Raw genomic sequence first — 21,244 nt, 5'->3', positions numbered from 1 at the left:
CGCGGATGCCCACGGCTCAGTGCGCGAGTTCCCAGGACCACAGCAGCAACAGCGTCACCAGGAACCCGGTGAGGTAGTTCAGCCACAGGAAGCGCCGCCAGCCGCGGTTGGCCCGCGCGCAGCCGGCATCCGTGATGGTCAGGAACGGCACGAGGTTCGCCAGGTAGGGCAGGACCAGCAGCGACGCCAGCGGCCCGGGCCAGGGCACGAGGAGCAGGAGCAGCCCGGCGGCCAGGTAGAGCACCAGGGCGGCCCACACGGTGGGGCGGGCGCCCAGGACCGTGGCGATCGAGCGCAGCCCGCCCTCCCGGTCCGCCCGGACGTCCTGCACGGCCCCGAAGGCCTGGGAGGCCATCGACCACAGGAAGAACCCCGCGCACAGGGCCACCACGCCCACCGACGGGTCCGCCCCGGCGAGCACCAGACCGTAGACGGCCGGGGAGACGAAGTGGGCGGCGGAGGTCGCCGAGTCCAGGAACGGGACCTCCTTGAAGCGCAGCCCCCTGAGGCTGTAGGCCACGACCGCGAGGAGACTCGCCCCGAGCACCCCTGCCGCCGCGGCCCCGCCGGCGGGGAGCAGGTAGGCCAGGAAGGGCAGGGCGGCCAGCACCGAGCCCACCAGGACCATCCGGTGCTCGGAGCGGTCCACGAGCGCGCCCTCGACGCCGCCCTTGCGGGGGTTGCGGAGGTCGGACTCGTAGTCGAAGACGTCGTTGATCCCGTACATCAGCAGGTTGTAGGGGAACAGGAAGAACAGGGTCCCGGCCACCAGGGGCAGGTCCACCCGGCCGGTGGTCAGGACGTAGGCCGCCGCGAACGGGAAGGCGGTGTTGACCCACGAGACCGGGCGGGACGTGGCCACCAGGGTGCGCACGGTGGCCGTCAGCCGACCGCGCTCGGCCAGCCCCCACCACAGCGAGGGCAGCAGCAGCAGCGCGGCCAGCGGGTACGCGAAGTCCTCCACCGGCACCAGGCCGATCCGCAGCTCCGTGATGTGCCCGGCCCCGTAGTCGAAGAACCCGGCGGCGATCATGAGGTTGTCGAACACGACCGTCAGCAGCGCCAGGACCCCGAAGGAGATCCCGAGCACGGCCAGGGCCCGGCGCGGGGCGGGCGCCGGGGAGGGCCGGCGGACCAGCAGGGTGGCCGGCACCAGGGCCAGCGCCAGGAAGACCGGGATGACGAGGGCGTAGGTCACGGGGCGTCCGCCTCCTCGCGGACCGGCGCGGCCGCGGCGGAGCGGCGCGCCAGCGCCTTCTCCGTCAGCCGGACCAGGTTCATGGTGAGGTAGCAGAGAAACAGCAGGAACACGACCTCCTCGACCGGGATCTGCGGGGCCACCATCCAGCCCGTCGCGTAGGCGCTCCGGCTGTGCAGGAAGATCCCGAGGCCGATCCCGGCCACGTCCCACGCGAGGAAGAACACCAGGCCCGCGGCCAGCACGAGCAGACCCCGGCGGAGGTCCCGGGCGAGGAACAGCCTGCCCCGCACGTCGAGGAGCACCATCCCGGCCAGGCTGAGCAGCAGGAAACCGAGGTACGCAAAGCTCATCCGCGGGGCACCAGGGGTTCTGCCAGCGGTCCGGTGGAGGTGTCCCCGCGCAGGTCCTTGAGCAGGATCTCCGCGCTGATCAGGCACATCGGCAGCCCGATGCCGGGAATGGTCGAGGCCCCGCAGTAGTGCAGCCCGGCCACCTTGCGGCTGCGGTTGGCCCCGCGGAAGAACGCGGACTGCTTGAGCACGTGGGCGGGGCCCAGCACGTTGCCCCGCCAGGAGTTGAAGTCCCGCCGGAAGTCCTCGGGGCCCACCGTGTGGCGCACCACGATCCGCGCGCGCAGGTCCGGCACGCCGGCCCACGCGGCGACCTGGTCGATCACCCGGTCGGCGACCTCCTCCACGCGCGCGGCGCCGGTGCCGTCGGGGCCGCCGGCGCCGAGCCCCGGGTCGGCGGGCACGGGGATCAGGACGAACAGGTTCTCGTGCCCCTCCGGGGCGGTCGAGGGGTCGGTGGCCGAGGGCTTGCACACGTAGACGGACGCGGGGTCCGGCACCCGCGTGGGCTCCTCGAAGATGGCCCGGAAGTTGGTGTCCCAGTCCTCGCTGAAGAACAGGCTGTGGTGCGGCAGCTGGGGCAGCTCCCCCCGCACCCCGAGCATCACGAGCACCGCCCCCGGGCCGGTCTGGCGCCGGTCCCAGTACCGCTGCGGGTAGCTCTGCAGCTCGGGCGGCAGCAGCGCGGTCTCCGTGTGGTGCAGGTCAGCGGCGGAGACGACGACGTCGGCGGCGAGCTCGTGCTCGGCCCCCTCCGCGTCCCGCCACACCACGCCGGTGGCCCGCACGGGGCCGTCCGCGGCCGCGGAGGTGCGGATCCGCACGACGTCGGCCCCGGTCCGGATCCGAGCCCCGTGGGCGACGGCGAGCCGTTCGGCGGCCTCGACGACGCGGCGGAACCCGCCCCGCGGGTACTGCACGGAGTCGGCGAGGTCCATCCAGCTCATGAGGTGGTAGAGCGAGGGCGTCATCCGGGGCGCGCTGGCCAGGAACACGGCCGGGTAGCCGAGCACCTGCCGCAGCCGGGTGTCCCGGACGGTGGCGGCGGCGAAGTCGTGCAGGGATCCGGAGAGGTGGCGGGCGAGCTCCGGCAGCCCCCGCAGGACCGCCCGGTTGAACAGCGGGGTGAAGGCGGCGTAGGAGGTGTAGAGGAAGTGGCCCACGGCCAGCTCGTAGGTGCGCTTCGCCGAGGCCAGGTAGGTGCGGATCCGCGCGCCGGCCCCGGGCTCCACCGACTCGAACAGCGCCACCGTGTGCTCGAGGTCGGAGCGGATGTCGATCGGCTGCTCGTAGCGCTCGCCGTAGACCCGGTAGGCGGGGTCGAGGCGCACGAGGTCGAGCTCCTGCGCCGCGCTGGAGCCCATGAGGCGGAAGAAGTGGTCGAAGACCTCGGGCATCAGGTACCAGGAGGGCCCGGTGTCGAAGCGGAACCCGTCCCGCTCCAGCAGCCCGGCCCGCCCGCCGGTGCTCGCCCCGCGCTCGAGGACGGTGACGTCCCAGCCGTCCTTGGCGAGCAGGCCCGCCGCGGCGAGCCCGGCGATCCCGGCGCCGACCACCACGGCGCGCCGCCCGCGCGGGGCGGGGGCCCGGCGCCGGGTCCTCGCCCGGACGACCGCGGACGCGGCGAGCGCGGCCTTGCGCGGGTCGGGGACGCGGATCCGGGAGCTGAGCAGCTCCCGAGCGGGGGTGGCACGGATGCGCACGGACAGCTCCCGGAACAGGTCGTGGGCGGCGAGGACGGCGGCGCGGGAGGACACGGGCAGGTCGTCGATCACCGCCCGGGCGGCGGCGAGGTCGGCGTCGATGTCGTCGAGGAGCCGGTCCTTCTCGGTCTCGGAGAACGCGCCGGGCTCCACGCCGGGGAAGTAGACGCGGCCCAGCTCGCCGTAGTCCTCGGCGAGGTCCCGCAGGAAGTTCACCTTCTGGAACGCGGCGCCCAGGCGGCGGGCCCCGGCGACGAGCTGCGCGCGCACGTCCGGGGGCACCTCCCGGCCGGCGAGGAAGACCTGCAGGCACATCAGGCCGACCACCTCCGCGGAACCGTAGACGTACTCGTCCAGGGAGCCGGGGCTGTGCCGGTCCTCGCTGAGGTCGGCGCGCATCGACGCGAAGAACGGGCGGACGAGGTCGGCGCCGATCCCGGCGTCGCGGGCCGTGCGGGCGAAGGCGTGCACCACGAGGTTGCTGCTGAACCCGCGCGCGATCGCGGCGTAGGTCTCGGCCTCGAGGTCGTCGAGCAGCTCCCGCGCCCCCTCGGCCGGGACCCCGGCGCCGGCGCTGGCGCCGTCGACGATCTCGTCGGCGATGCGCACGAGGGCGTAGACGGCGTAGACGTGGGGGCGGATCTGCGGGCCCAGGAGCCGGCAGGCCAGGCCGAACGAGGTGGAGTACCGGCGGATGACGGTCGCGGCGGCCTGCCGGGCGGCGTCGTCGTAGCGGGCGGCGGCCTCGGCCGGGGACCCGGCGTGCTGTGCCGCGCTCACCGGATGCGCTCCGTGGCTCCGCCCACGATGCGGCGCAGCTCCTGGTCGAGGGTCTCGGGCAGTCCGGCGGCCTCCAGCAGCGCCCGCGCCTCGGCGGCGCAGCCGGCGACCATGTCCTCGACCTCCTGCCGGGCTCCGCACCGCTCGATGAGCTCCCGGGCCCGGGCGGCCTCCTCGTCACCCAGGTCCGGCCGGCCCAGGAGCGCGTCGAGCTCCTCGCCGTCGGACGTGCACTGGGCGGCCAGCACGAGCATGGTGCGCTTGCCCTCCCGCAGGTCGCTGACCGCGGACTTGCCCGTGGCCTCCGGGTCACCGAAGACGCCGAGCAGGTCGTCCACCAGCTGGTAGGCGGTGCCCACGGTGCGTCCGAGCCGGCCGAGCACCGCGACGTGCTCCTCCGGGGCGCCGCCGAGCACGCCCCCGGCCTGCAGCGGCGTCTCGAAGGAGTAGACCGCGGTCTTCAGGCACGTGGCCGCGAGGATCTGCTCCCGTTCCGGGCGCGCCCCGGGCAGCGCGTGGTCGACGTCGAGCAGCTCGCCGGCCGCGGAGCTGAACAGGGCTTCGTCGAGCAGCTCGAGCAGCCGCGGCAGGCGCTCGGGGGAGAGCCCGGAGCGGGCCACGAGCCGGTACGCCCCGGCCAGGGCGAGGTCCCCGGCGATCACCCCGACGCTCGCGCCGTACTGCCGGGCCTGCTCCGGGGCGGATCCGGCGGCCGAGGCCCGGGCGGCCGCGGCGGCGTTGATGGTGGGCTGGTGGCGCCGCTGCTCGTCCTGGTCGATGACGTCGTCGTGGACGATCAGCGCGGTGTGCAGCAGTTCGAAGGCGGCCCCCACGGCCTCGACCACGGGGGCGGGCTCCCGCTGGGGATAGGCGTCCGCCGCGAGCCGGACGAGCCGGGGGCGGATCCGCTTGCCCCCGGTGCTCAGGCGGGCGACCTCCTCCCACAGTTGGGCGAAGCCGGGGTCCACGCCGCCGGCGCGGCCGGTGGACTCGGTGAGGAACCGGTCCAGGGCCGGGACCGCGGAGGCCCCGCGGCGTCCGGGCCGGTGCCTGCCCCGGTGCCCGGACGGGCGCTCGAGAATGCCGATTCGCGCGAGAAGACCGTCACCATTCCCCCATTCCACCACAGTCCTTCGAAAGTCGAAGCGTTCGCCCGGGTCATCCCGTGGCGGCGGACGGGCCGGGTGCCGGCGGGACCGTTCCCGCTGCCGCTCCAGCCGCCGCGGCCGCTGCGGCCGGCGCCGTGGGCCCGCCCTCCGCGGCGCGCCGCCCGGCCCGGCGCACGGCGTCCGTGAGCTCGGGCAGGCGCCGGCGCAGGACCTCGATCTCGTCGTCCCCGCAGTCGTCCAACACGGCCAGGACCTCCTCGGTCATCGGCGCGAACATCTCGCGGCCGGCCCGGTAGGCGTGCTCGGTGGCCCGCAGGCTCACCTCCCGGCGGTCGCGCGGATCGATCGAGCGCACGATGTGCCCCGCGGAGACCAGGCGCTTGATGACCGTGGTGGTCGCCGACCCGCTGAGCACGAGGCGGCGGGCGATGTCCCCGGCCCGCACCGGGCGCCCCTCCCGGTTGGCCTGCATCACCTCGTTGAGGGCGTGGACGTCCTTGTGCGCCAGCCCGTAGCGGCGCCGGACCTGGTCCGCGTAGCGCTCGGCCTCGGTGCTGAATTGCTGGAGCAGGAAGAGGACGTCGAACCCCCTGCGATCCCGGTGCGCACTCGGCTCCGGCGGTGCGCCGCCGGGCGTGCTCGTCGTGCCCTCGTCGGCCTGCATGTGCCGATTCTAGGCGGCCACTGCGCCAGAATGGATCCATGACGGACAGCAGAGACCGGACCGGACCGCCCCCACCGTCTCCGTGGTCGTCCCCGCCCGCGACGACGCCGCGCACCTCGCCCGGTGCCTGCGCCTGGTCGCCGCCCAGACCCGTCCCCCGGACGAGATCGTGGTCGTGGACAACGCCTCCGCCGACGGCACGCCGGAGGTGGCCCGCGCGGCCGGGGCGCGCGTGGTGCCCGAGCCCGGCCCGGGATCCCCGCCGCCGCGGCCACCGGCTACGACGCCGCCCACGGGGACGTGGTGGTGCGCTGCGACGCCGACACCGTGCCGGGCCCGGAGTGGATCGCCGGGCTGCTCGCCGCGCTGGAGTCCTGCCCCGACGCGGTGGCCGTCGCCGGGCCGGGCCGTTTCCGGGGCCTGCCTCCCGGGACGGGCCTGCTGCTCTCGGAGCTGTACATGGGCCTGTACGTGCTCAGCACGGCCTCGGCCCTGGGCCATCCGCCCCTGTTCGGCACCAACATGGCCATGCGCCGGTCCTGGTGGCTCGAGGTCCGGGACCGGGTCCACCGCCACGACCCGGAGCTGCACGACGACCTCGACCTCAGCTTCCGGCTGGCCCCGGGGCGCCGCATCCTGTACCGGCCCGGGCTCACGGTGGGGATGTCGCCGCGGGCGCTGCGGGCCGGGCGCCGGCCGTCCGCCGGCTGGCGCGGGCCGTGCGGACGATCTGGGTGAACTGGGCCGAGGAGCGCCCGTGGGAGCGCTGGCAGGCGCGCCTGGGCCACCGCGCCGGCAGGTGCGGCGCATGAGGTGGACCGTGCTCGCGGTCCGATGGGCGGGCCCGCTGTCCGTGCTGCTCACGGCCGTGTTCTTCAACATCGCGGGCGCCGCGGTGATGATGCTCGTCTGCCTGGCCATCACGATCACCTGGCGGGCCCGGCTGCCGGCGCTCCTGGAGCTGGCCACGGACCTGGTCCTGCTGGTCGCCGCGTGGAGCTCCGTGTTCCTGCTCTACGAGCGGCTGGAGCACTGGGACCTGGTGGTCCACTTCGCGGCGACCGCCGTGCTGGCCGAGCTCGCCTTCCGCGCCCTCGAGCGCTGGGGCCGGCTGCGCACGCCCGGGCCCGTGACCCACGTCCTGCTGGTCACCGCCCTCGGCACCACGCTCGCCCTGGTCTGGGAGTACGTGGAGTTCGCCGGCTACGCGCTGGTCGACCCGCGCGTGCAGGTCGGCTACACGGACACCATGGGGGACCTGGCCGCCGGCAACGCCGGCTCCCTGGTGGCCGGGATCCTCGGCGCCTGGGCCCGGCATAGGGTGGACCCACCGCACGGGACCGCCGAGGGAACGGACTAGCACATGTTCTGGACGACTCTGCTCAAGACCTCCGCACAGACCGCGGCCGCCGCCGCGGCCGGCACCGCCGCCACCGCGCGGGGGGTGGACAGCACCTGGTACGCGGACCTGCGCACGCCGGCCCTGCAGCCGCCTCCGGAGGTCTTCCCCGTGGTGTGGACCGCGCTGTACGCCGACCTGGCGGTCACGTCCGCGGCGGTGCTGACCGAGCTGGAGCGGCGGACGTGCCCGGGGCGGCACGGGCTGCACGACCGCGGCGGGGTCATCCGCCGGCCCCGCGCCGGGGACACGCCCTCGGCCGCGGTCCGGCGCCGCCGGGGCTACCGCACCGCGCTCACCGTGAACCTCGCCCTCAACGCGGGGTGGAGCTGGGTGTTCTTCGGCAAGCAGGACACCGCCCTGGCCACGGTCGTGGCGGCGGCGCTGACGGCCAGCTCCGCCGATCTGGCCCGCCGCGCGGGGCAGGCGCGTCCGCTGCTCGGCGCCGCGCTGCTGCCCTACGTCGGTTGGTGCGGCTTCGCGACCGTCCTCAGCGGCCGCATCCACCGGCTCAACGCCTGAGCGCGGGGACCCGGGACGGCCCGGCCGGAGGGGTCGCCGGGGAGGGACGCCCCGGGACGCGGACCCGGCCCCGTGCAGCACGGCGGCGACGTCGACGCGGGGTGCACGTCGCCGCCGGGCGGGCGGTCAGCCGCCGGCGCCGATCATCCACCACTGCGCCGGCAGGGCCGAGGTCCAGCGGGCGCCCGTGCCGGCGCTCCAGACGATCCACCCGTTGGCGAACTCCTGGAAGCACGGGGTCCCGCCGAGCGCGCACAGCTCCCGTGAGCGGGGCTCACCCGCGGTCGCCGCGATCTGCCCGTGCAGGGCGCCGATGCCGCCGCCGGTGCTGAAGGGCTCACCGCCCTGCGCCTCGATCAGCGCGGAGACGGGGTCCACGATGCCGGCGCCGCAGCCGGGGGCGCAGCCGCCCGGGGCCTGCCGCGCCGTGCCGGTCAGCGCGGCGCGGATCCCCTCCACGCCGAGCTCCGGGGACCGCTCGCGGAGCAGCGCCACGGCGCCGGAGACGGCCGGCGCGGCCATGGAGGTGCCGTTGCGCTCGGTGTACGCCGGTCCGGCCGGCGCCTGGGCCCCGGCGTTGCCCGTGGACACGATCTGCGCGTACGGGTCGCCGCCGGGCGCGGCGAGCGTCACCGAGCCGAAGTTGGAGTAGGTCGCCAGCGCGCCGGAGACGTCCGTGGCGGCGACCGAGATGACCCCGGCGCAGTTGGCCGGCGCCGACTGCGCGGCGTCCACGCCCTGGTTCCCGGCGGCCACGACCACGGGGATCCCGCGCCCCAGGGCCTCGTCGATGGCCGCCTGCAGGACCGGCGGGCACTGCCCCGGGACGCCGAGGCTGAGGTTGATGACCGTGGCCGGGTTCGGATTGGCGGGCACGCCCGGCACCGCGGCGCCGCTGGCCCACGTGATGCCCGCGGCGACATCGGTGATGTAGCCCAGGCTGCAGGCGCCCACGGCGCGCACGGGGAGGATCCGGGCGTCCGGGGCCACCCCGGCGATGCCCTGCCCGTTGCCGGCGTCGGCCGCGGCGATGCCGGCCGTGTGGGTGCCGTGCCAGGTGGAGGTCGTCGGCATGGGGCTGGCGGGGCACAGGACCGCGTCCGGGTAGTCGCCCTCGTCGGACGGGTCCGCGTCCCATCCGTCGCCGTCCCGCCCGTTCGCGGCCGTGGAGACGAAGTCGTAGCCGGGCAGGACGTTGGCGTCCAGGTCCGGGTGCGCGGTGATGCCGGTGTCCACCACGGCGATGGTCTGCCCGGCCCCGGTGGCCAGGTCCCACGCGGCGGGCATGCCCAGCCCGGCCGGGTCGTCCCACAGGCTCCACTGCAGGGCGGTGTAGGAGGGGTCGTTCGGCACGGCGGCCGTGGCGGCCAGCGAGTCCGGCGCCGCGTACTCCACGGCGGGGTCCTGCGCCAGGGCCGTGGTCAGGGCCTCGAGCTCGGCACCGGCGAGCAACCCGCCGGTGCGCAGCACCTGGGCGCCGTCCGCGGTGGTCGTGGTCTCGGCGAGCCCACCGCTCCCGGCGCGCGCCGCTGCCTGCGCGTAGACGTCGTCCCGGAGGTCCTCCGGAACGGTTCCGTCGCGGAACTTCACGACGACGCGGTCGGTCGCCTCCGCCGGCGCGGCGCCGGAGGGCGCGGCCGCCGGACCGGGCTGCGGGAGCGCGGTCGCACCGGCGGCGCCCAGCGGGACGAGGGCGAGAGCGGCAGCCAGTGCCAGGGAGACGGTGGTGCTGCGAGTGGGCGTCACGGAAGTTCCTCCGGCCGGTCGGGCGGGAGGCAGCACGGAGCACACGGTTCCACCCCCCGATGAACTGGAGCGGGAACGACCCCCTGCGGAAACGGAGCCCCCACTCCTGTGCTGTGCTCAGCGTAGGGAGGGGGCGCGCGTGTGACCGAATGCGAACGCGGCCGGCCGGGGCGCGGTGGCGGCGCTCAGGCCTCCCGGGCCACGCGCAGGGCCGCGCCGATCAGCGGCAGCTGCAGCGGCAGCCGCACGATCGCCGCGGTCCGCCGCGCCGGCGAGGCCCGGCGGGCGCGCCAGGCCATGGTGACGTTGCCCGGCCACACCCCCACGAACAGGGCCGCCGCGGCCCAGCCCCCGCTGCGACGGGTGCGCGGGTGCAGCAGCAGCGCACCGACCCCCAGCTCCGCCACGCCGGAGCCCAGGGTCCACGCCCGGGCGGGGCCGGGCAGGACCCGGGGGATCAGCCCGTCGAAGGGTGCCGGGCAGGCGAGGTGCAGGACCCCCATCCCGGTCAGGGACCCGCCCAGGAGCAGGGCGCGGCGGGCGGCGGCCGGAGGGGAGGACATGGGCCCACCCTACCGGCCCGGCCGTGACGCACAGCACGGCGGCGCCGGGCATGCATCCGCCTCCGATTTTGTTGACACGTACAGCAAATGCTGCCGACCGGGAAGGAACCCCCATGACCACCGACGCCCTCCAGGACCGGGCCGTCCTCGACGCCCCCTCCGCCGACCTCCTCTTCCACCAGGCCCGCACCGCCTCAGAGTTCCTCGACGAGCCCGTCGGCGACGAGCAGCTGCGCGCGATCTTCGACCTCGCCAGGATGGGCCCCACGGCCATGAACATCCAGCCGCTGCGCGTGACCTGGATCCGCTCCGCGGAGGCCAGGGAGCGCCTGCTCCCCCTCCTGGCCGAGGGCAACCGGGCCAAGACGGCCGGCGCCCCCGCGGTCGCCGTGCTCAGCTACGACACCGACTGGCACGAGCACCTGCCCGCGCTGTTCCCGCCCGCCGCCGGCAACCAGGCGATGTTCGCCGGCAACGAGGAGCTGCGCACCCGGATGGGCCGGGACAACGCCCACCTGCAGGCCGGGTACTTCGTGCTGGCCGTGCGGGCCGTGGGCCTGGCCGCGGGCCCCATGGGCGGCTTCGACGCCCCCGGGGTGGACGCGGCGTTCCACGCCGGCACCGGCCTGCGCTCGTTCATGGTCGTGAACATCGGCGCCCCCGCCGCCCCGCGCCACGACCGGCTGCCGCGGCTGGACTTCGACGCCGCGACGACCACCGTCTGAGACCGTGCCGGGCGGGTCCGCGGACCGCGGCCCCGCCCGGCCGCCCGTCCGCTCCCGGGCGGGTCCTGCACGTCCTCCCCGCATGCTCCGCGCGTCCTCCGTGGCGGCTGTCGGTGTCAGCACGGATACTGGACGGGATGACGCCCGCACTCCTGTCCCTCGGCACGGCCCTTCCGCCGCACGTGCTCGAGCAGACCGACGCCCAGGACCTCTACCAGGCCCAGCCCGGCACCGACCGGCTCAACGCCCGGCTGCTGCGCACGGTGTTCGGCGCCTCCGGGGTCGCGCGCCGGCACACCGTGCTCTCCGAGCTGGTCGACCACGACGCCCGGAAGGACTCGCCCTACATCACCGGCGACGGCCGGTTCCGGGCACCGCTCACCGGTGCCCGCAACCGCACCTACATGGAGGAGGCCCCCGGCCTGTTCGCCGCGGCCGCCCGGGACGCGCTCGCCCGCTGCCCCGCGGTCGACCCCACATCCATCACCGACGTGGTCACCGTCTCCTGCACCGGCTTCTTCGCCCCCGGACCCGACTACCACCTGGTGCGGGACCTCGGGCTCAACCCCGCCACGCGCCGGTCGCACATCGGCTTCATGGGCTGCCACGGCGGGCTGATCGGGCTGCGGCAGGCGGCGGCCATCGCCACCGCGGACCCGGACGCGGTGGTGCTGCTCGTGGCCGTGGAGCTGTGCACGCTGCACCTGCGCCCGGCCCGGGACGCGGACGCCATCCGGGGCGCCGCCCTCTTCGCCGACGGCGCGGCCGCCGCCCTGATCGGCTCGCGGGTCCCGGACGGGTGCGCGCCCCTGCTGCAGCTCGACCGGTTCCGCACCCTCGTCATCCCCGACGGCGAGCAGGCGATGGCGTGGACCATCGGCGACTCCGGGTTCGAGATGATCCTCGGCGCGGCCGTGCCGCAGGTGCTGGAGGACAACATCCACGCCGCCCTGGAGGCCCTGCTGGAGGGACCAGAGGGTGCCGTGGACCGCGCCAGCATCACCGACTGGGCCCTCCACCCGGGCGGCCGGGGCATCCTCGACAAGCTCGAGCACACGCTGGACCTGGCCCCCGAGGCGCTGCGCGAGTCCCGGGACGTGCTGGCCACCCGCGGGAACATGAGCAGCGTGACCGTCCTGCACGTCCTGCGCCAGGTGATCGACGAGGCCCCGCCGGGCGAGGACCGCACCGTGTGCGCCCTGGCCTTCGGCCCCGGGCTGACCGTGGAGTCGGCGCTGTTCACGATCCCCGCCCGCCCCGCGGCACCCGCCGCGCACGCCCACTCGGCCACGGCCGTCCCGACCCCCTAGGAGGCTCCTCGTGGACCATGACGTGATCGTCGTCGGCGCCGGGCTGTCCGGCCTGCAGTGCGCCCGCCTGCTCGAGCAGCACGGCCTGGACGTCGCGGTCCTCGAGGCCTCCGACGGGGTCGGGGGCCGCGTGCGCACCGACCTGGTCGACGGCTTCCGCTGCGACCGCGGCTTCCAGGTGCTCAACCCCGCCTACACCGAGCTGCGGCGCAGCGTGGAGGTCGCGGCCCTGGGCCTGCAGCCCTTCGACGCGGCGGCCGGGATCCCCCACGGGGACGGGATCGACGTCCTGGCCGACCCGCGGCGGGTCCCCCGCCGCCTGGTGGAGACCCTGCGCAGCCCCTACGTGGAGCTGCGGCGGCTGCCGGCGCTGCTGGCCTGGCTCGCCCCCGGCCTGGACCCCGGCGCGCGGCGGCAGGAGGAGCACGACCGGCCGTGGCACGAGGCCCTGGACCGCGCCGGGGTGCGCGGTCCGCTGCGGGACCTGGTGCTCGAGCCCTTCCTGGCCGGGGTGATCCTGGAGGACGAGGGCCGCACCTCCGCCGCCTTCGTGCGGGAGCTGGTGGGCTGGTTCCTGCTCGGCACCCCGGGCCTGCCGGCCGGCGGGATGGGTGCGCTGCCGGAGTGGATCCACGACGGGCTGCGCGCGCCCGCCGTCCTGGACACCCGTGTCCGGGCCCTGGAGCGCACCGGCACCGGCTGGTCCGTGGGCGCCGGGGACGGCACCTGGCGGGCGCCCTCCGTGGTCGTGGCCACGGAGGCCCCGGCCGCGGCCGGGCTGCTGGACCTGCCGGCGACCCCGATGAAGGGCGAGGCCACGTGGTGGTTCGCCGCGGAGTCCGCCCCCTCGGAGCTGGCGTGCCTGGTCCTGCCCGGGCGCACCGGCGGGCCCCTCGTCGACACCGCCGTGGTGAGCAACGCGGCCCCCAGCTACACCCCGGACGGCCGGGCCCTCGTCCAGGCCAGCGCCCTCCTCCCGCGCGGCGCCGCACTGCCCGCGGAGGCCGACGTGCGGCGCCAGCTGGGCCGGATCTGGGGGGCGGACGCCTCCGCCTGGGAGCTGCTCACCGTGCACGAGATCCGCGACGCCCTGCCCGAGCAGCCTCCCGGGCGCGTCGTCGACCGCCCCGCCGCGCTCGGCGACGGCCTCTACGTGTGCGGTGACCACCGCACCACCGGGTCGACGCAGGGCGCCCTGGCCTCCGGGCGCCGGGCCGCGGAGGCGGTCGTCGCCTGAGCCCGGGGGCACCCCGGGCCGGCCGGGCGCGCCGGTCAGGCCGAGCCGGACGGAGGCCGGCGGGGCAGGGAGAGCTCCCCCGTCCGCACGACCTCGGCGGCGATCTCGCTCATCTTGCGGTTGGTGTCCTGGCTGGCCAGCCGCAGCAGCTCCTGGGCCTGCTCGCGGGTCACCCGGTGCCGGGCCATGAGGATGCCGATCGCCGTCCCGATCTCCCGGTTGGTGCGCAGGGCCGTCTCCAGGTGGGCGGCCCGCCGGTGGGAGACCGCCACGGAGATGCCCAGGCCCGCGTGCGTGGCGAGCAGCGTCCCGGCCCACACCGCGTGCTCGTCGAAGGCGTCCGGCGCGTCCGAGTAGAGGTTCAGCGAGGCGATCAGCTCCGGGTCCCCGATCAGCCGCAGCCGGTGGGACAGGACGCTGGTCACGCCGACCTCGCGGACGACCCGGGGCCCGTAGCCGGGCCAGCGGTCGTCGTGGGCGAGGTTGCCCGAGACGAGGACGCTCTCGTCCAGGACCGCGTCGACGCACGGGCCCGACCGCAGGTCGTACTGCAGGGCGTCGGCGGCGGCGGCCTCGGGGCCGGTGTGGCCCAGCGTCCGGAAGCTGCCCTGCTGCAGGACGGTGACGCTGGCCCAGCGTGCGCCGTCCACCCACTCCACCGCGCACCGGACGACCGCGTCGACCAGCGAGTCGGCGGGGCTGGCCTCCAGCCTCTCGCCCAGGCGTGTCAGGGCCTGGGCGACCTCGCCCAGCTCGGGGAGGTCGGTGCGGGGGCGGGGAAGGATCACAGCAGCTCCGAGGCATCGCCCCCGGCGGAGGATGCCCCGGGGTGGTGGAAGCCTCGCTGCTGAAGCTGCGGACCAGTCTAGCCGGGCGCGGGCGGGTCCCGCCTCGGTGCGTGCCGCACCGGGGCGGGACGCGGGGCCTCAGCCCCGCAGCATCTCGCCGACCCGCCGGACCCCCTCGGCGATCTCCGCCTCCGGGGTCGCCGAGTAGGCCAGGCGCAGGCTCGTGGTGGGGCGTCCGTCGGCGTAGCAGGCGCCGCCGGGCACCAGCACCACGCCGTGGTCGACGGCCCGCCGCAGCAGGTCGCCGTCCCCGGTCCACGGCCCGAGGTCCAGCCAGGTGAAGAAGCCCCCGGCCGGCCGCGTCCAGCGCACGCCCTCCGGCATGTGCGCCTCCAGGGCCTCCATCATGGCGGCGCAGCGGGAGCGGTAGAGCGCCACGGCCCGGTCCAGGGACGGCCGCCAGTGCTCGCTGTCCACGTACGCGGCCGCGAGCTCCTGGCTGAGCACGGAGGGGTGGATCGTGACGGCCTCGGCCGCGATCTGCAGCCGCCCCCGCACCGCCGGCGGGGCCGCGATCCAGCCCACCCGCAGCCCCGGGGAGAAGATCTTCGAGAAGCTGCCCAGGTGGATCACGGTGTCCGGGGCCAGGGAGTACAGGGACGGCAGCCGGTGGGCGCGGTCGAAGCCGAGCAGCCCGTAGGGGTCGTCCTCCAGGACGAGCACGCCGCGCTCGGCGCACACGTCCACGAGCCGGCGGCGCCGCTCCTCGGGGGTCGTCACGCCCGTGGGGTTGGAGAAGTTCGGGACCGTGTAGACGAACTTCACGGTGCGGCCGGCGGCCCGCAGCGCGTCGAGCCGCTCGGCCACCGCCTCGGGGTCCAGCCCGTCGTCGTCGACGTCCACGTGCTCGACGTCGACCTCGTAGCTGCCGAACACCCCCAGGGCGCCCACGTAGGTGGGGCCCTCGGCGACCACCACGTCCCCCGGGTCGCAGTACAGCTTGGTCACCAGGTCCAGGCCGGCCTGGGAGCCGGCGGTGATCTGGATCCGGTCCGGGGCGATCTCGGCGCCCTCCAGGCCCATGAGCTCCACGACCAGCTCCGGCAGCCGCCCGATGCCGGCCCCGGAGCCGTACTGCAGCACCTCGGGCCCGCGCTCGGCGAGGATCCGGGCGGCCATGCCGGCGACCACCTCGTGCGGGAGCGCGCTCATGTCCGGGTTGCCGCCGGCCAGGGAGATCATCCCGGGCTGCATCGCGATCTCGAACACCGCCCGGACCGGGGACGGGCGGAACTCCTCGGCGCGGTGGGCGAAGAGAGGCACGGAGCCCGTGCGGCGGGTCGCGGCCGCGCCGCCGGTCACCGCTGCCCCTGCCCGGCCTCCGGCGCGGCGGCCCCGTAGACGTGCCCGGCCAGCCCGTACGCGGGCCCGTCGGGGGCCGCGCCGGGGCCCATGGCGAGCAGGGTGATCAGCTCGTAGGCCACGTGCGCGGCCGCCACCCCGGTGAGCTCCGCGTGGTCGTAGGCGGGGGCCACCTCGACGACGTCGCAGCCCACCACGTTCGTGCCGCGCAGCCCGCGCAGGATCTCCAGCACCTCCCGGCTGGTCATCCCGCCGGCCTCCGGGGTGCCGGTGCCGGGGGCGTGGGCCGGGTCCAGGACGTCGATGTCCAGGGAGACGTAGAGCGGGCGGTCGCCGACGCGCTCCCGCAGGTGCGCGACGACGGCGTCCACGCCCAGGCGCATGACGTCGGCGGAGGAGACGATGCCGAAGCCGAAGCGGGCGTCGTCGTCGAGGTCCTCGGTGCCGTAGAGGGGCCCGCGGGTGCCCACGTGGCAGGCGGCGTCGGTGTCGAGCAGGCCCTCCTCCCAGGCGCGGCGGAACGGGGTGCCGTGGGTGTACTCGGCGCCGAAGTAGGTGTCCCAGGTGTCCAGGTGCGCGTCGAAGTGCAGCAGGGCCACCTTGCCGTGGCGGGAGTGGGCCGCGCGCAGCAGGGGCAGGGCGATGGTGTGGTCGCCGCCGATGGCCACGAGCTGGGTGCGTTCGCCCATCAGCTCCTTGGCCTGGGCCTCGATGGCGTCGATCGCCTCGCCGATGTCGAACGGGTTCGCCACGATGTCCCCGGCGTCGGCGACCTGCTTGCTGGCGAACGGGGAGACGTTCTGCGCCGGGTTGTACGGGCGCAGCAGGCGGGAGGATTCCCGGACGTGGTTGGCGCCGAAGCGGGCGCCGGGCCGGTAGGAGACCCCGGCGTCGAAGGGCACGCCGACCACGGCGATGTCCGTGTGCTCCACCTCGTCGGTGCGCGGCAGGCGGGCGAAGGTGCCCAGCCCGGCCCAGCGGGGGGTGAGGGCGGCGTTGACGGGACCGACGACGCGGGTGCCGTCGTCGCCGGTGGTGGTGATGCGCTCGGGGTTCATGGTGTGCGGTCCTCTCGACGGGGGATGGTGGACGGGCGGGCGGAACGGGTGGGCGGAACGGGCGGGGCGCTCAGGAGCCGAGGATCCACAGCAGCACGGCCTCCTCGGGGCCGGGGTTCTCCCAGGTGTGGGGCTCGGTGCCGGGGAAGCTCACGGTGTCCCCGGCCTCGAGCTCGTAGGTGCGGTCCGGGACCATGAGCCGGAACCGGCCGCTGATCAGGTGCAGCACCTCGGTCTCGCAGTCCATGCTGTACATCGACTCCTCGCCGCGGCCCCCGGCGGCCACCCGCGCCCGGATGACCTGCACCGTGCGCTGGCCCGTGGGCGTGACGAGCTGCTCCTCGATGCCCTGGCCGCCGAGGTCCACGTGCGGGGCGTCGGCGAGCCGGACGAGCTCGACGTCGGCGGGGCCGGCGAAGACCGCTCCCACGTCGATGCGCAGCACCTGGCACATGCGCACCAGCGAGTCCACGGAGGGGGACGTGATGTCCCGCTCCACCCGGCTGACGAACCCCTTGGTGAGGCCGGCGGCGGAGGCGAGCTGGTCGATGGTCATGTGGTTGCGCAGCCGGTGGTTGCGCAGGCGCGACCCCACGGCGGCGGAGTGGCCGGTGCTCTCGATGGGCAGGGCTTTCACAGCGACGGCTCCTCGCTCACGGACGGTCTTACCAGGCGTAACACCCCGGACCCGTTCTCAAAACATGATCTGCATCATACTATGTGAGACAACTTTTGTTTCTCATTGAGAAACTCGCCGATCGACCGCGGAAGTCCCTCGGGCTCCCAGGAAGAAGTGACACCCATGAATGTGCTGATCATCGTGCTGTACCTGGTCGCCATGGTGGCGGTGGGCCTCTGGGCCAGCCGGCGTGCCAAGAACGCGGAGGACTACCGGGTGGCCGGGCGACGGCTCGGCCCCGGCTTCTACACCGGCACCATGGCGGCCGTGGTCCTCGGCGGCGCCTCCACGGTCGGCGGAGTGGGCCTGGGCTACACCTACGGGATCTCCGGCATGTGGCTCGTGGTGGCGATCGCCACGGGCCTGGCCGCGCTGAGCCTGTTCTTCGCCGGGCGCATCCAGTCGCTGAAGGTGTTCACCGTCTCCCAGATGCTGCAGCTGCGCTACGGGGAGCGCGGCGGGGCCAAGGCGTCGTCGTTCGTGATGCTGGCCTACACGGTGATGCTCTCGGTGACCTCCACCTCCGCGTACGCGGCGATCTTCTCGGTCCTGCTCCCCCTCGACCGCACCTGGGCGATCCTGCTCGGCGGCGTGGTCGTGGTGGCGTACTCCGTGCTCGGCGGGATGTGGTCGATCACGCTGACGGACATGATGCAGTTCGTGTTCATGACGGTCGGGCTGTTCCTGATCCTGCTGCCCTTCTCCCTCTCCGCCGCGGGCGGCTGGACCGGCCTGGGCGAGCGGCTCGACGCGTCGTTCTTCACCTGGGGCGGCATGGGCACGCAGGCGATCATCACCCAGTTCGTGGTCTACGGGTTCGGCATGCTCATCGGCCAGGACATCTGGCAGCGCGTCTTCACCGCCCGCTCCCCGCGGGTCGCCCGCTGGGGCGGGCTCACCTCCGCCGCCTACGTGGCGCTCTACGGCGTGGCCGGTGCCGTCATCGGGATGACCGCCGCGGCCGTGGCCCCGGAGCTGTCCTCCCCCGACGACGCCTTCGCCACGATGGCCCAGCAGTACGTCCCGGCCGGGCTGGGCGGGATCGTGCTGGCCGCCGGTGTGGCCGCCATGATGTCCACGGCCTCGGGGGCGCTCATCGCCGCGGCCACGGTCGCGCGGGTCGACGTCGTGCCGACCCTGAAGTCCCTGGGACGGCGCGACGCCGCCCCGGCCCCGGAGGGCACCGCCGAGGCGCTGCGCGGCGACCGGCTCTACGTCCTCGTCTTCGGCGTGGTGATCACCGCGATCTCGATCTTCGTGTCCGACACCGTCACCGCCCTCACGATCGCCTACGACATCCTGGTGGGCGGGCTGCTCGTCGCGATCCTCGGCGGCCTGGTGTGGCGCCGGGGCACCGGCCTCGGGGCCGCCCTGTCCATGCTCGTGGGCTCCGTGGTGACCGTCGCGTCCATGGCGGTCTTCGGCGTGCTGGCCAACGCGCCCATCTACCTGGGCCTGCTCAGCTCCGCCCTCGTCTACGTGGTGGTCTCGCTGCTGACCCGCCCCACGCACACCGGGGTGCTGCAGCACTGGGACGAGCGCATCGCCGCGTCCCGCCGGGCCCCCGGCACCGAGGACCCCACCGGAACCGCCGGCCGGACGGAGGCCCGCTCATGAGCCCCCGGCGCACCACGGCCCGCGCCGTGCTGGAGACCCTCCGCGGCTACGGGGTCGACACCGTCTTCGGCATCCCCGGCACCCACTCGCTGGAGTTCTACCGCCCGCTGCGGGAGCTGGGCATCCGCGCGGTCACCACCCGGCACGAGCAGGGGGCCGCCTACGGGGCCGACGGGTGGAGCCAGATCTCCGGGCTGCCGGGGGTCGTCATCACGACCTCCGGCCCGGGGCTGCTCAACTCCCTGTCCGGGGCGGCCACCGCCTACGCCGAGTCCCGCCCGATGATCGTCCTCTCCCCCGGACGGCCCGTGGGCCACGACTTCCGGGACATCGGCTCGCTGCACGAGACGAAGAACCCGTCCGCGGCCGTCGACGCCATCGTGGGCCGCAGCCGCCGGGTCACCAGCGGCGCCGAGGCCGTGACCATGGTCCACGACGCCTTCCGGGACTTCGCCCACTCCCGGCCCCGCCCCGTGCACATCGAGATCCCGCTCGACGTGCTGGAGGCCGAGCTCGACTACACGGACCGGCAGGTGGCCCCGCGCCGGCTGGGCGCCCCGCAGCCGGCCCCGATCGAGGACGTGCGCCGTGCCGCCGAGGTGCTGCGCGGGGCGGCCACCCCCGTCATCCTGGCCGGCGGCGGCTCGCTGGCCGCCGGGGAGCGGCTGCTGGAGCTCGCCGAGCTGCTCGAGGCGCCGGTGATCACCACGACCAACGGCAAGGGCGCGATCCCGGAGCGGCACCGCCTCTCCCTGGGCGCCGACCTGCGCCTGTCCACCGCGCACGAGTTCCTGCGCGCGGCCGACGCCCTGCTCGTGATCGGCTCCAAGGTCGGCGAGGCCGAGCTGTGGGGCGGGGACATCACCCCGGCCGGGCCGATCGTGCGCGTGGACATCGTGCGGGACCAGATGCTGTGCAACCTCGACCCGGACATCGAGCTGCCCGGCCACTCCGCGGCCGTGGTCCCGCAGCTGATCGAGGCGCTCGGCCCGCTCGAGCCGCGGCCCCCGCGGGACCTCGCCGACGTGTTCGCCCGGCTCGACGACGAGGGCCGCCGCACCGCGCCCGAGCTCGCGGCGCTCAACGAGACGATCATGTCCGTGGTGCCCGAGGACACGATCGTGGGCGGGGACTCCTCCCAGGTCACCTATCTGGGCTCGACCACGTTCTTCCGCGCCCGGCACCCGCGCTCCCTGCTCTACATGGGGACCTACGCGACCCTGGGCTACGGGCTGCCGGCCTCGATCGGGGCCAAGCTCGCCGCTCCGGACCGGCCGGTGCTGTGCCTCGTGGGCGACGGCGCGCTGATGTTCTCGATCCAGGAGCTGATGACCGCCGTGGAGCTGGGCCTGGACCTGCCGATCGTCTGCGTGGACAACGGCGGCTACGGCGAGATCCGGCAGAACATGACCGACCGGGACATCGACCCGCTGGCCGTGGACCTGCGCCAGCCCGACTGGCCGGCGCTCGCCGAGGCCTTCGGCGCCGTGGGGTTCACGGCGACGCAGGAGACCCTGGCCGAGACGGTCGTCGAGGCGTTGGCGGTGCGCGGCCCCAGCCTGGTGCACCTGCGCCTCTGAGCCGGCGCGGCCGGTGCGTCACGCGCGGGTCACGGTTGCCGCAGAAGGCTCCCCGAGGGTTCGTGGAAGTCCCCCGGAATCGGCCGTCGCGGCTTGTGAGCGCGCCAACAGCCTGCTTACGGTGGAGGAGCACGACCCGGGGACGCACACCGCACGTCGACCCTGGGACCAGGCCGACACCAGGAGGCTCATCGTGAACACGCATCAACGCACCACCACCCGCAGGGCCGCGGCCAGTGTGCTCGCCGTCGCCGCACTGGGACTCGCCGGCTGCGGCAACGGCGAGTCCGAGACGGGCACCGACATCGAGGACGTCCAGGAGAGCGAGGTCCTGGAGTCCTCGCCGGCCCCGCAGGAGGCCGGGGAGACGCCGGCGGACACCATCGCTCCCTACAGCGGCGCCTACAACCGGGACTTCTACGACGACCAGGCACTGTACGAGGGCCAGGAGGTGACCCTCACCGGCGAGGTCGAGGACGTCGTCTCACCGAACGCGCTGCAGCTCTCGGACCCGAACGACGTCGAGCTGGGCTCCCTGCTCGTGCTGCACGACGCCGATCTGCCGGAGCTCCAGGACGGCGCCCTGGTCGAGGTGACCGGCACCCTGCAGGCCTCGCTGGACGTGGCCGCCGCCGAGGAGGACCTCGGCGCCGACCTCGGGGACGAGCTCGCCGACATGGAGGGCGAGTCCTACGTCCGGGCGACCGAGGTGACCGTGACGCAGCAGGAGGAGTGAGGACCCGGCAGGCCGCACTGCCGCACCGAGGGGCCGGGTGGTCCCGGAGCACGCACCGTGCTCCGGGACCACCCGGCCCCTCGTCGTGAGGCGGCACGGGAGGACTCCTGCGCGG

19 protein-coding genes and 1 pseudogene are annotated in these 21,244 nt (G+C 75.1%); 9 read left to right on the top strand and 11 right to left on the bottom strand.

Annotated features, from left to right (window positions below; genetic code table 11):
* Positions 1-16: 16 nt before the first annotated feature.
* Genes BJF77_RS11465 through BJF77_RS11445 form a run of 5 tightly spaced genes read right to left on the bottom strand, consistent with a single transcriptional unit; the run spans position 17 to position 5,807 of the window.
* Positions 17-1,198: a prenyltransferase gene (locus BJF77_RS11465; protein ID WP_075872232.1), complete on the bottom strand. Its 1,182-nt coding sequence runs from the start codon at positions 1,196-1,198 to the stop codon at positions 17-19.
* Positions 1,195-1,551: a lycopene cyclase domain-containing protein gene (locus tag BJF77_RS11460; protein ID WP_047803940.1), complete on the bottom strand. Its 357-nt coding sequence runs from the start codon at positions 1,549-1,551 to the stop codon at positions 1,195-1,197. Before BJF77_RS11460 ends, BJF77_RS11465 begins: the two co-directional genes overlap by 4 nt.
* Positions 1,548-4,034, bottom strand: coding sequence for a phytoene desaturase family protein (gene crtI / locus BJF77_RS11455; RefSeq protein WP_075872231.1), 2,487 nt, complete (start codon positions 4,032-4,034; stop codon positions 1,548-1,550). Before crtI ends, BJF77_RS11460 begins: the two co-directional genes overlap by 4 nt.
* A complete protein-coding gene (locus BJF77_RS11450) occupies positions 4,031-5,158 on the bottom strand; it encodes a polyprenyl synthetase family protein (protein WP_255396232.1) in 1,128 nt (375 codons plus the stop codon). The genes crtI and BJF77_RS11450 overlap by 4 nt, the downstream gene beginning before the upstream one ends.
* 34 nt (positions 5,159-5,192) lie before the next feature.
* Positions 5,193-5,807: a MarR family winged helix-turn-helix transcriptional regulator gene (locus BJF77_RS11445; RefSeq protein WP_075872230.1), complete on the bottom strand. Its 615-nt coding sequence runs from the start codon at positions 5,805-5,807 to the stop codon at positions 5,193-5,195.
* Positions 5,808-5,930: 123 nt separating this feature from the next.
* Between BJF77_RS11445 and BJF77_RS21795 the strand changes: the two are divergent.
* The 3 genes and pseudogenes from BJF77_RS21795 to BJF77_RS11430 form a co-directional block, all read left to right on the top strand.
* Positions 5,931-6,545: pseudogene (locus BJF77_RS21795) on the top strand (glycosyltransferase); the annotation flags it as partial.
* Positions 6,546-6,615: 70 nt separating this feature from the next.
* A complete protein-coding gene (locus BJF77_RS11435) occupies positions 6,616-7,167 on the top strand; it encodes a hypothetical protein (protein ID WP_053004965.1) in 552 nt (183 codons plus the stop codon).
* A 3-nt stretch (positions 7,168-7,170) separates the two neighbouring features.
* A complete protein-coding gene (locus BJF77_RS11430) occupies positions 7,171-7,728 on the top strand; it encodes a TspO/MBR family protein (protein WP_075872229.1) in 558 nt (185 codons plus the stop codon).
* A 126-nt stretch (positions 7,729-7,854) separates the two neighbouring features.
* Here BJF77_RS11430 and BJF77_RS11425 read toward each other — a convergent pair whose 3' ends face one another.
* Both BJF77_RS11425 and BJF77_RS11420 read right to left on the bottom strand, forming a co-directional pair.
* Entirely contained in the window at positions 7,855-9,474 is a 1,620-nt protein-coding gene (locus BJF77_RS11425) for a S8 family serine peptidase (RefSeq protein WP_075872228.1), read from the bottom strand.
* Positions 9,475-9,659: 185 nt separating this feature from the next.
* Positions 9,660-10,037, bottom strand: coding sequence for a hypothetical protein (locus tag BJF77_RS11420; RefSeq protein ID WP_075872227.1), 378 nt, complete (start codon positions 10,035-10,037; stop codon positions 9,660-9,662).
* Between the two features lie 113 nt (positions 10,038-10,150).
* Here BJF77_RS11420 and BJF77_RS11415 point away from each other — a divergent pair, with 113 nt between their 5' ends.
* The 3 genes from BJF77_RS11415 (at position 10,151) to BJF77_RS11405 (ending at position 13,309) form a co-directional block, all read left to right on the top strand.
* On the top strand, positions 10,151-10,762 hold the full coding sequence (locus BJF77_RS11415; protein ID WP_075872226.1) for a malonic semialdehyde reductase: 612 nt from the start codon (positions 10,151-10,153) through the stop codon (positions 10,760-10,762).
* A 137-nt stretch (positions 10,763-10,899) separates the two neighbouring features.
* Positions 10,900-12,072 (top strand): type III polyketide synthase, encoded by a 1,173-nt coding sequence (locus BJF77_RS11410; RefSeq protein ID WP_075872225.1) that lies wholly within the window; start codon positions 10,900-10,902, stop codon positions 12,070-12,072.
* Between the two features lie 10 nt (positions 12,073-12,082).
* Positions 12,083-13,309, top strand: a complete 1,227-nt coding sequence (locus BJF77_RS11405; RefSeq protein WP_075872224.1) for an NAD(P)/FAD-dependent oxidoreductase — start codon at positions 12,083-12,085, stop codon at positions 13,307-13,309.
* Positions 13,310-13,344: 35 nt separating this feature from the next.
* Here the strand turns inward: BJF77_RS11405 and BJF77_RS11400 are convergent, their stop codons facing one another.
* The 4 genes from BJF77_RS11400 to BJF77_RS11385 all read right to left on the bottom strand — a co-directional run bounded on the left by BJF77_RS11400 (position 13,345) and on the right by BJF77_RS11385 (position 17,154).
* The gene (locus tag BJF77_RS11400) at positions 13,345-14,097 is read right to left on the bottom strand and encodes a GAF and ANTAR domain-containing protein (protein ID WP_075872223.1); all 753 of its coding nucleotides are present in this window, start codon (positions 14,095-14,097) and stop codon (positions 13,345-13,347) included.
* 138 nt (positions 14,098-14,235) lie between these two features.
* Positions 14,236-15,459 carry a PLP-dependent aminotransferase family protein gene (locus BJF77_RS11395; protein ID WP_047801653.1) on the bottom strand — a complete coding sequence of 408 codons (1,224 nt, stop codon included), beginning with the start codon at positions 15,457-15,459 and terminating at the stop codon, positions 14,236-14,238.
* Complete coding sequence (gene speB, locus BJF77_RS11390) at positions 15,456-16,517, bottom strand: agmatinase (protein WP_075872222.1); 1,062 nt, start codon at positions 16,515-16,517, stop codon at positions 15,456-15,458. Before speB ends, BJF77_RS11395 begins: the two co-directional genes overlap by 4 nt.
* 70 nt (positions 16,518-16,587) lie before the next feature.
* Positions 16,588-17,154: a helix-turn-helix domain-containing protein gene (locus BJF77_RS11385; protein WP_047801651.1), complete on the bottom strand. Its 567-nt coding sequence runs from the start codon at positions 17,152-17,154 to the stop codon at positions 16,588-16,590.
* A gap of 165 nt (positions 17,155-17,319) precedes the next feature.
* Between BJF77_RS11385 and BJF77_RS11380 the strand changes: the two genes are divergently transcribed.
* From BJF77_RS11380 to BJF77_RS11370, 3 genes are all read left to right on the top strand, one after another.
* A complete protein-coding gene (locus tag BJF77_RS11380; protein WP_047801650.1) occupies positions 17,320-18,813 on the top strand; it encodes a sodium:solute symporter in 1,494 nt (497 codons plus the stop codon).
* Positions 18,810-20,393, top strand: coding sequence for a thiamine pyrophosphate-binding protein (locus BJF77_RS11375; protein WP_047801649.1), 1,584 nt, complete (start codon positions 18,810-18,812; stop codon positions 20,391-20,393). Before BJF77_RS11380 ends, BJF77_RS11375 begins: the two co-directional genes overlap by 4 nt.
* Before the next feature lie 193 nt (positions 20,394-20,586).
* On the top strand, positions 20,587-21,129 hold the full coding sequence (locus BJF77_RS11370) for a hypothetical protein (protein ID WP_047801648.1): 543 nt from the start codon (positions 20,587-20,589) through the stop codon (positions 21,127-21,129).
* The last annotated feature ends 115 nt before the right edge of the window (positions 21,130-21,244 follow it).

This window comes from Kocuria sp. CNJ-770 (genome assembly GCF_001942375.1).
In the GTDB taxonomy this organism is placed as follows: domain Bacteria; phylum Actinomycetota; class Actinomycetes; order Actinomycetales; family Micrococcaceae; genus Kocuria; species Kocuria oceani.
This window is presented reverse-complemented; position numbering and strand designations above follow the sequence as displayed.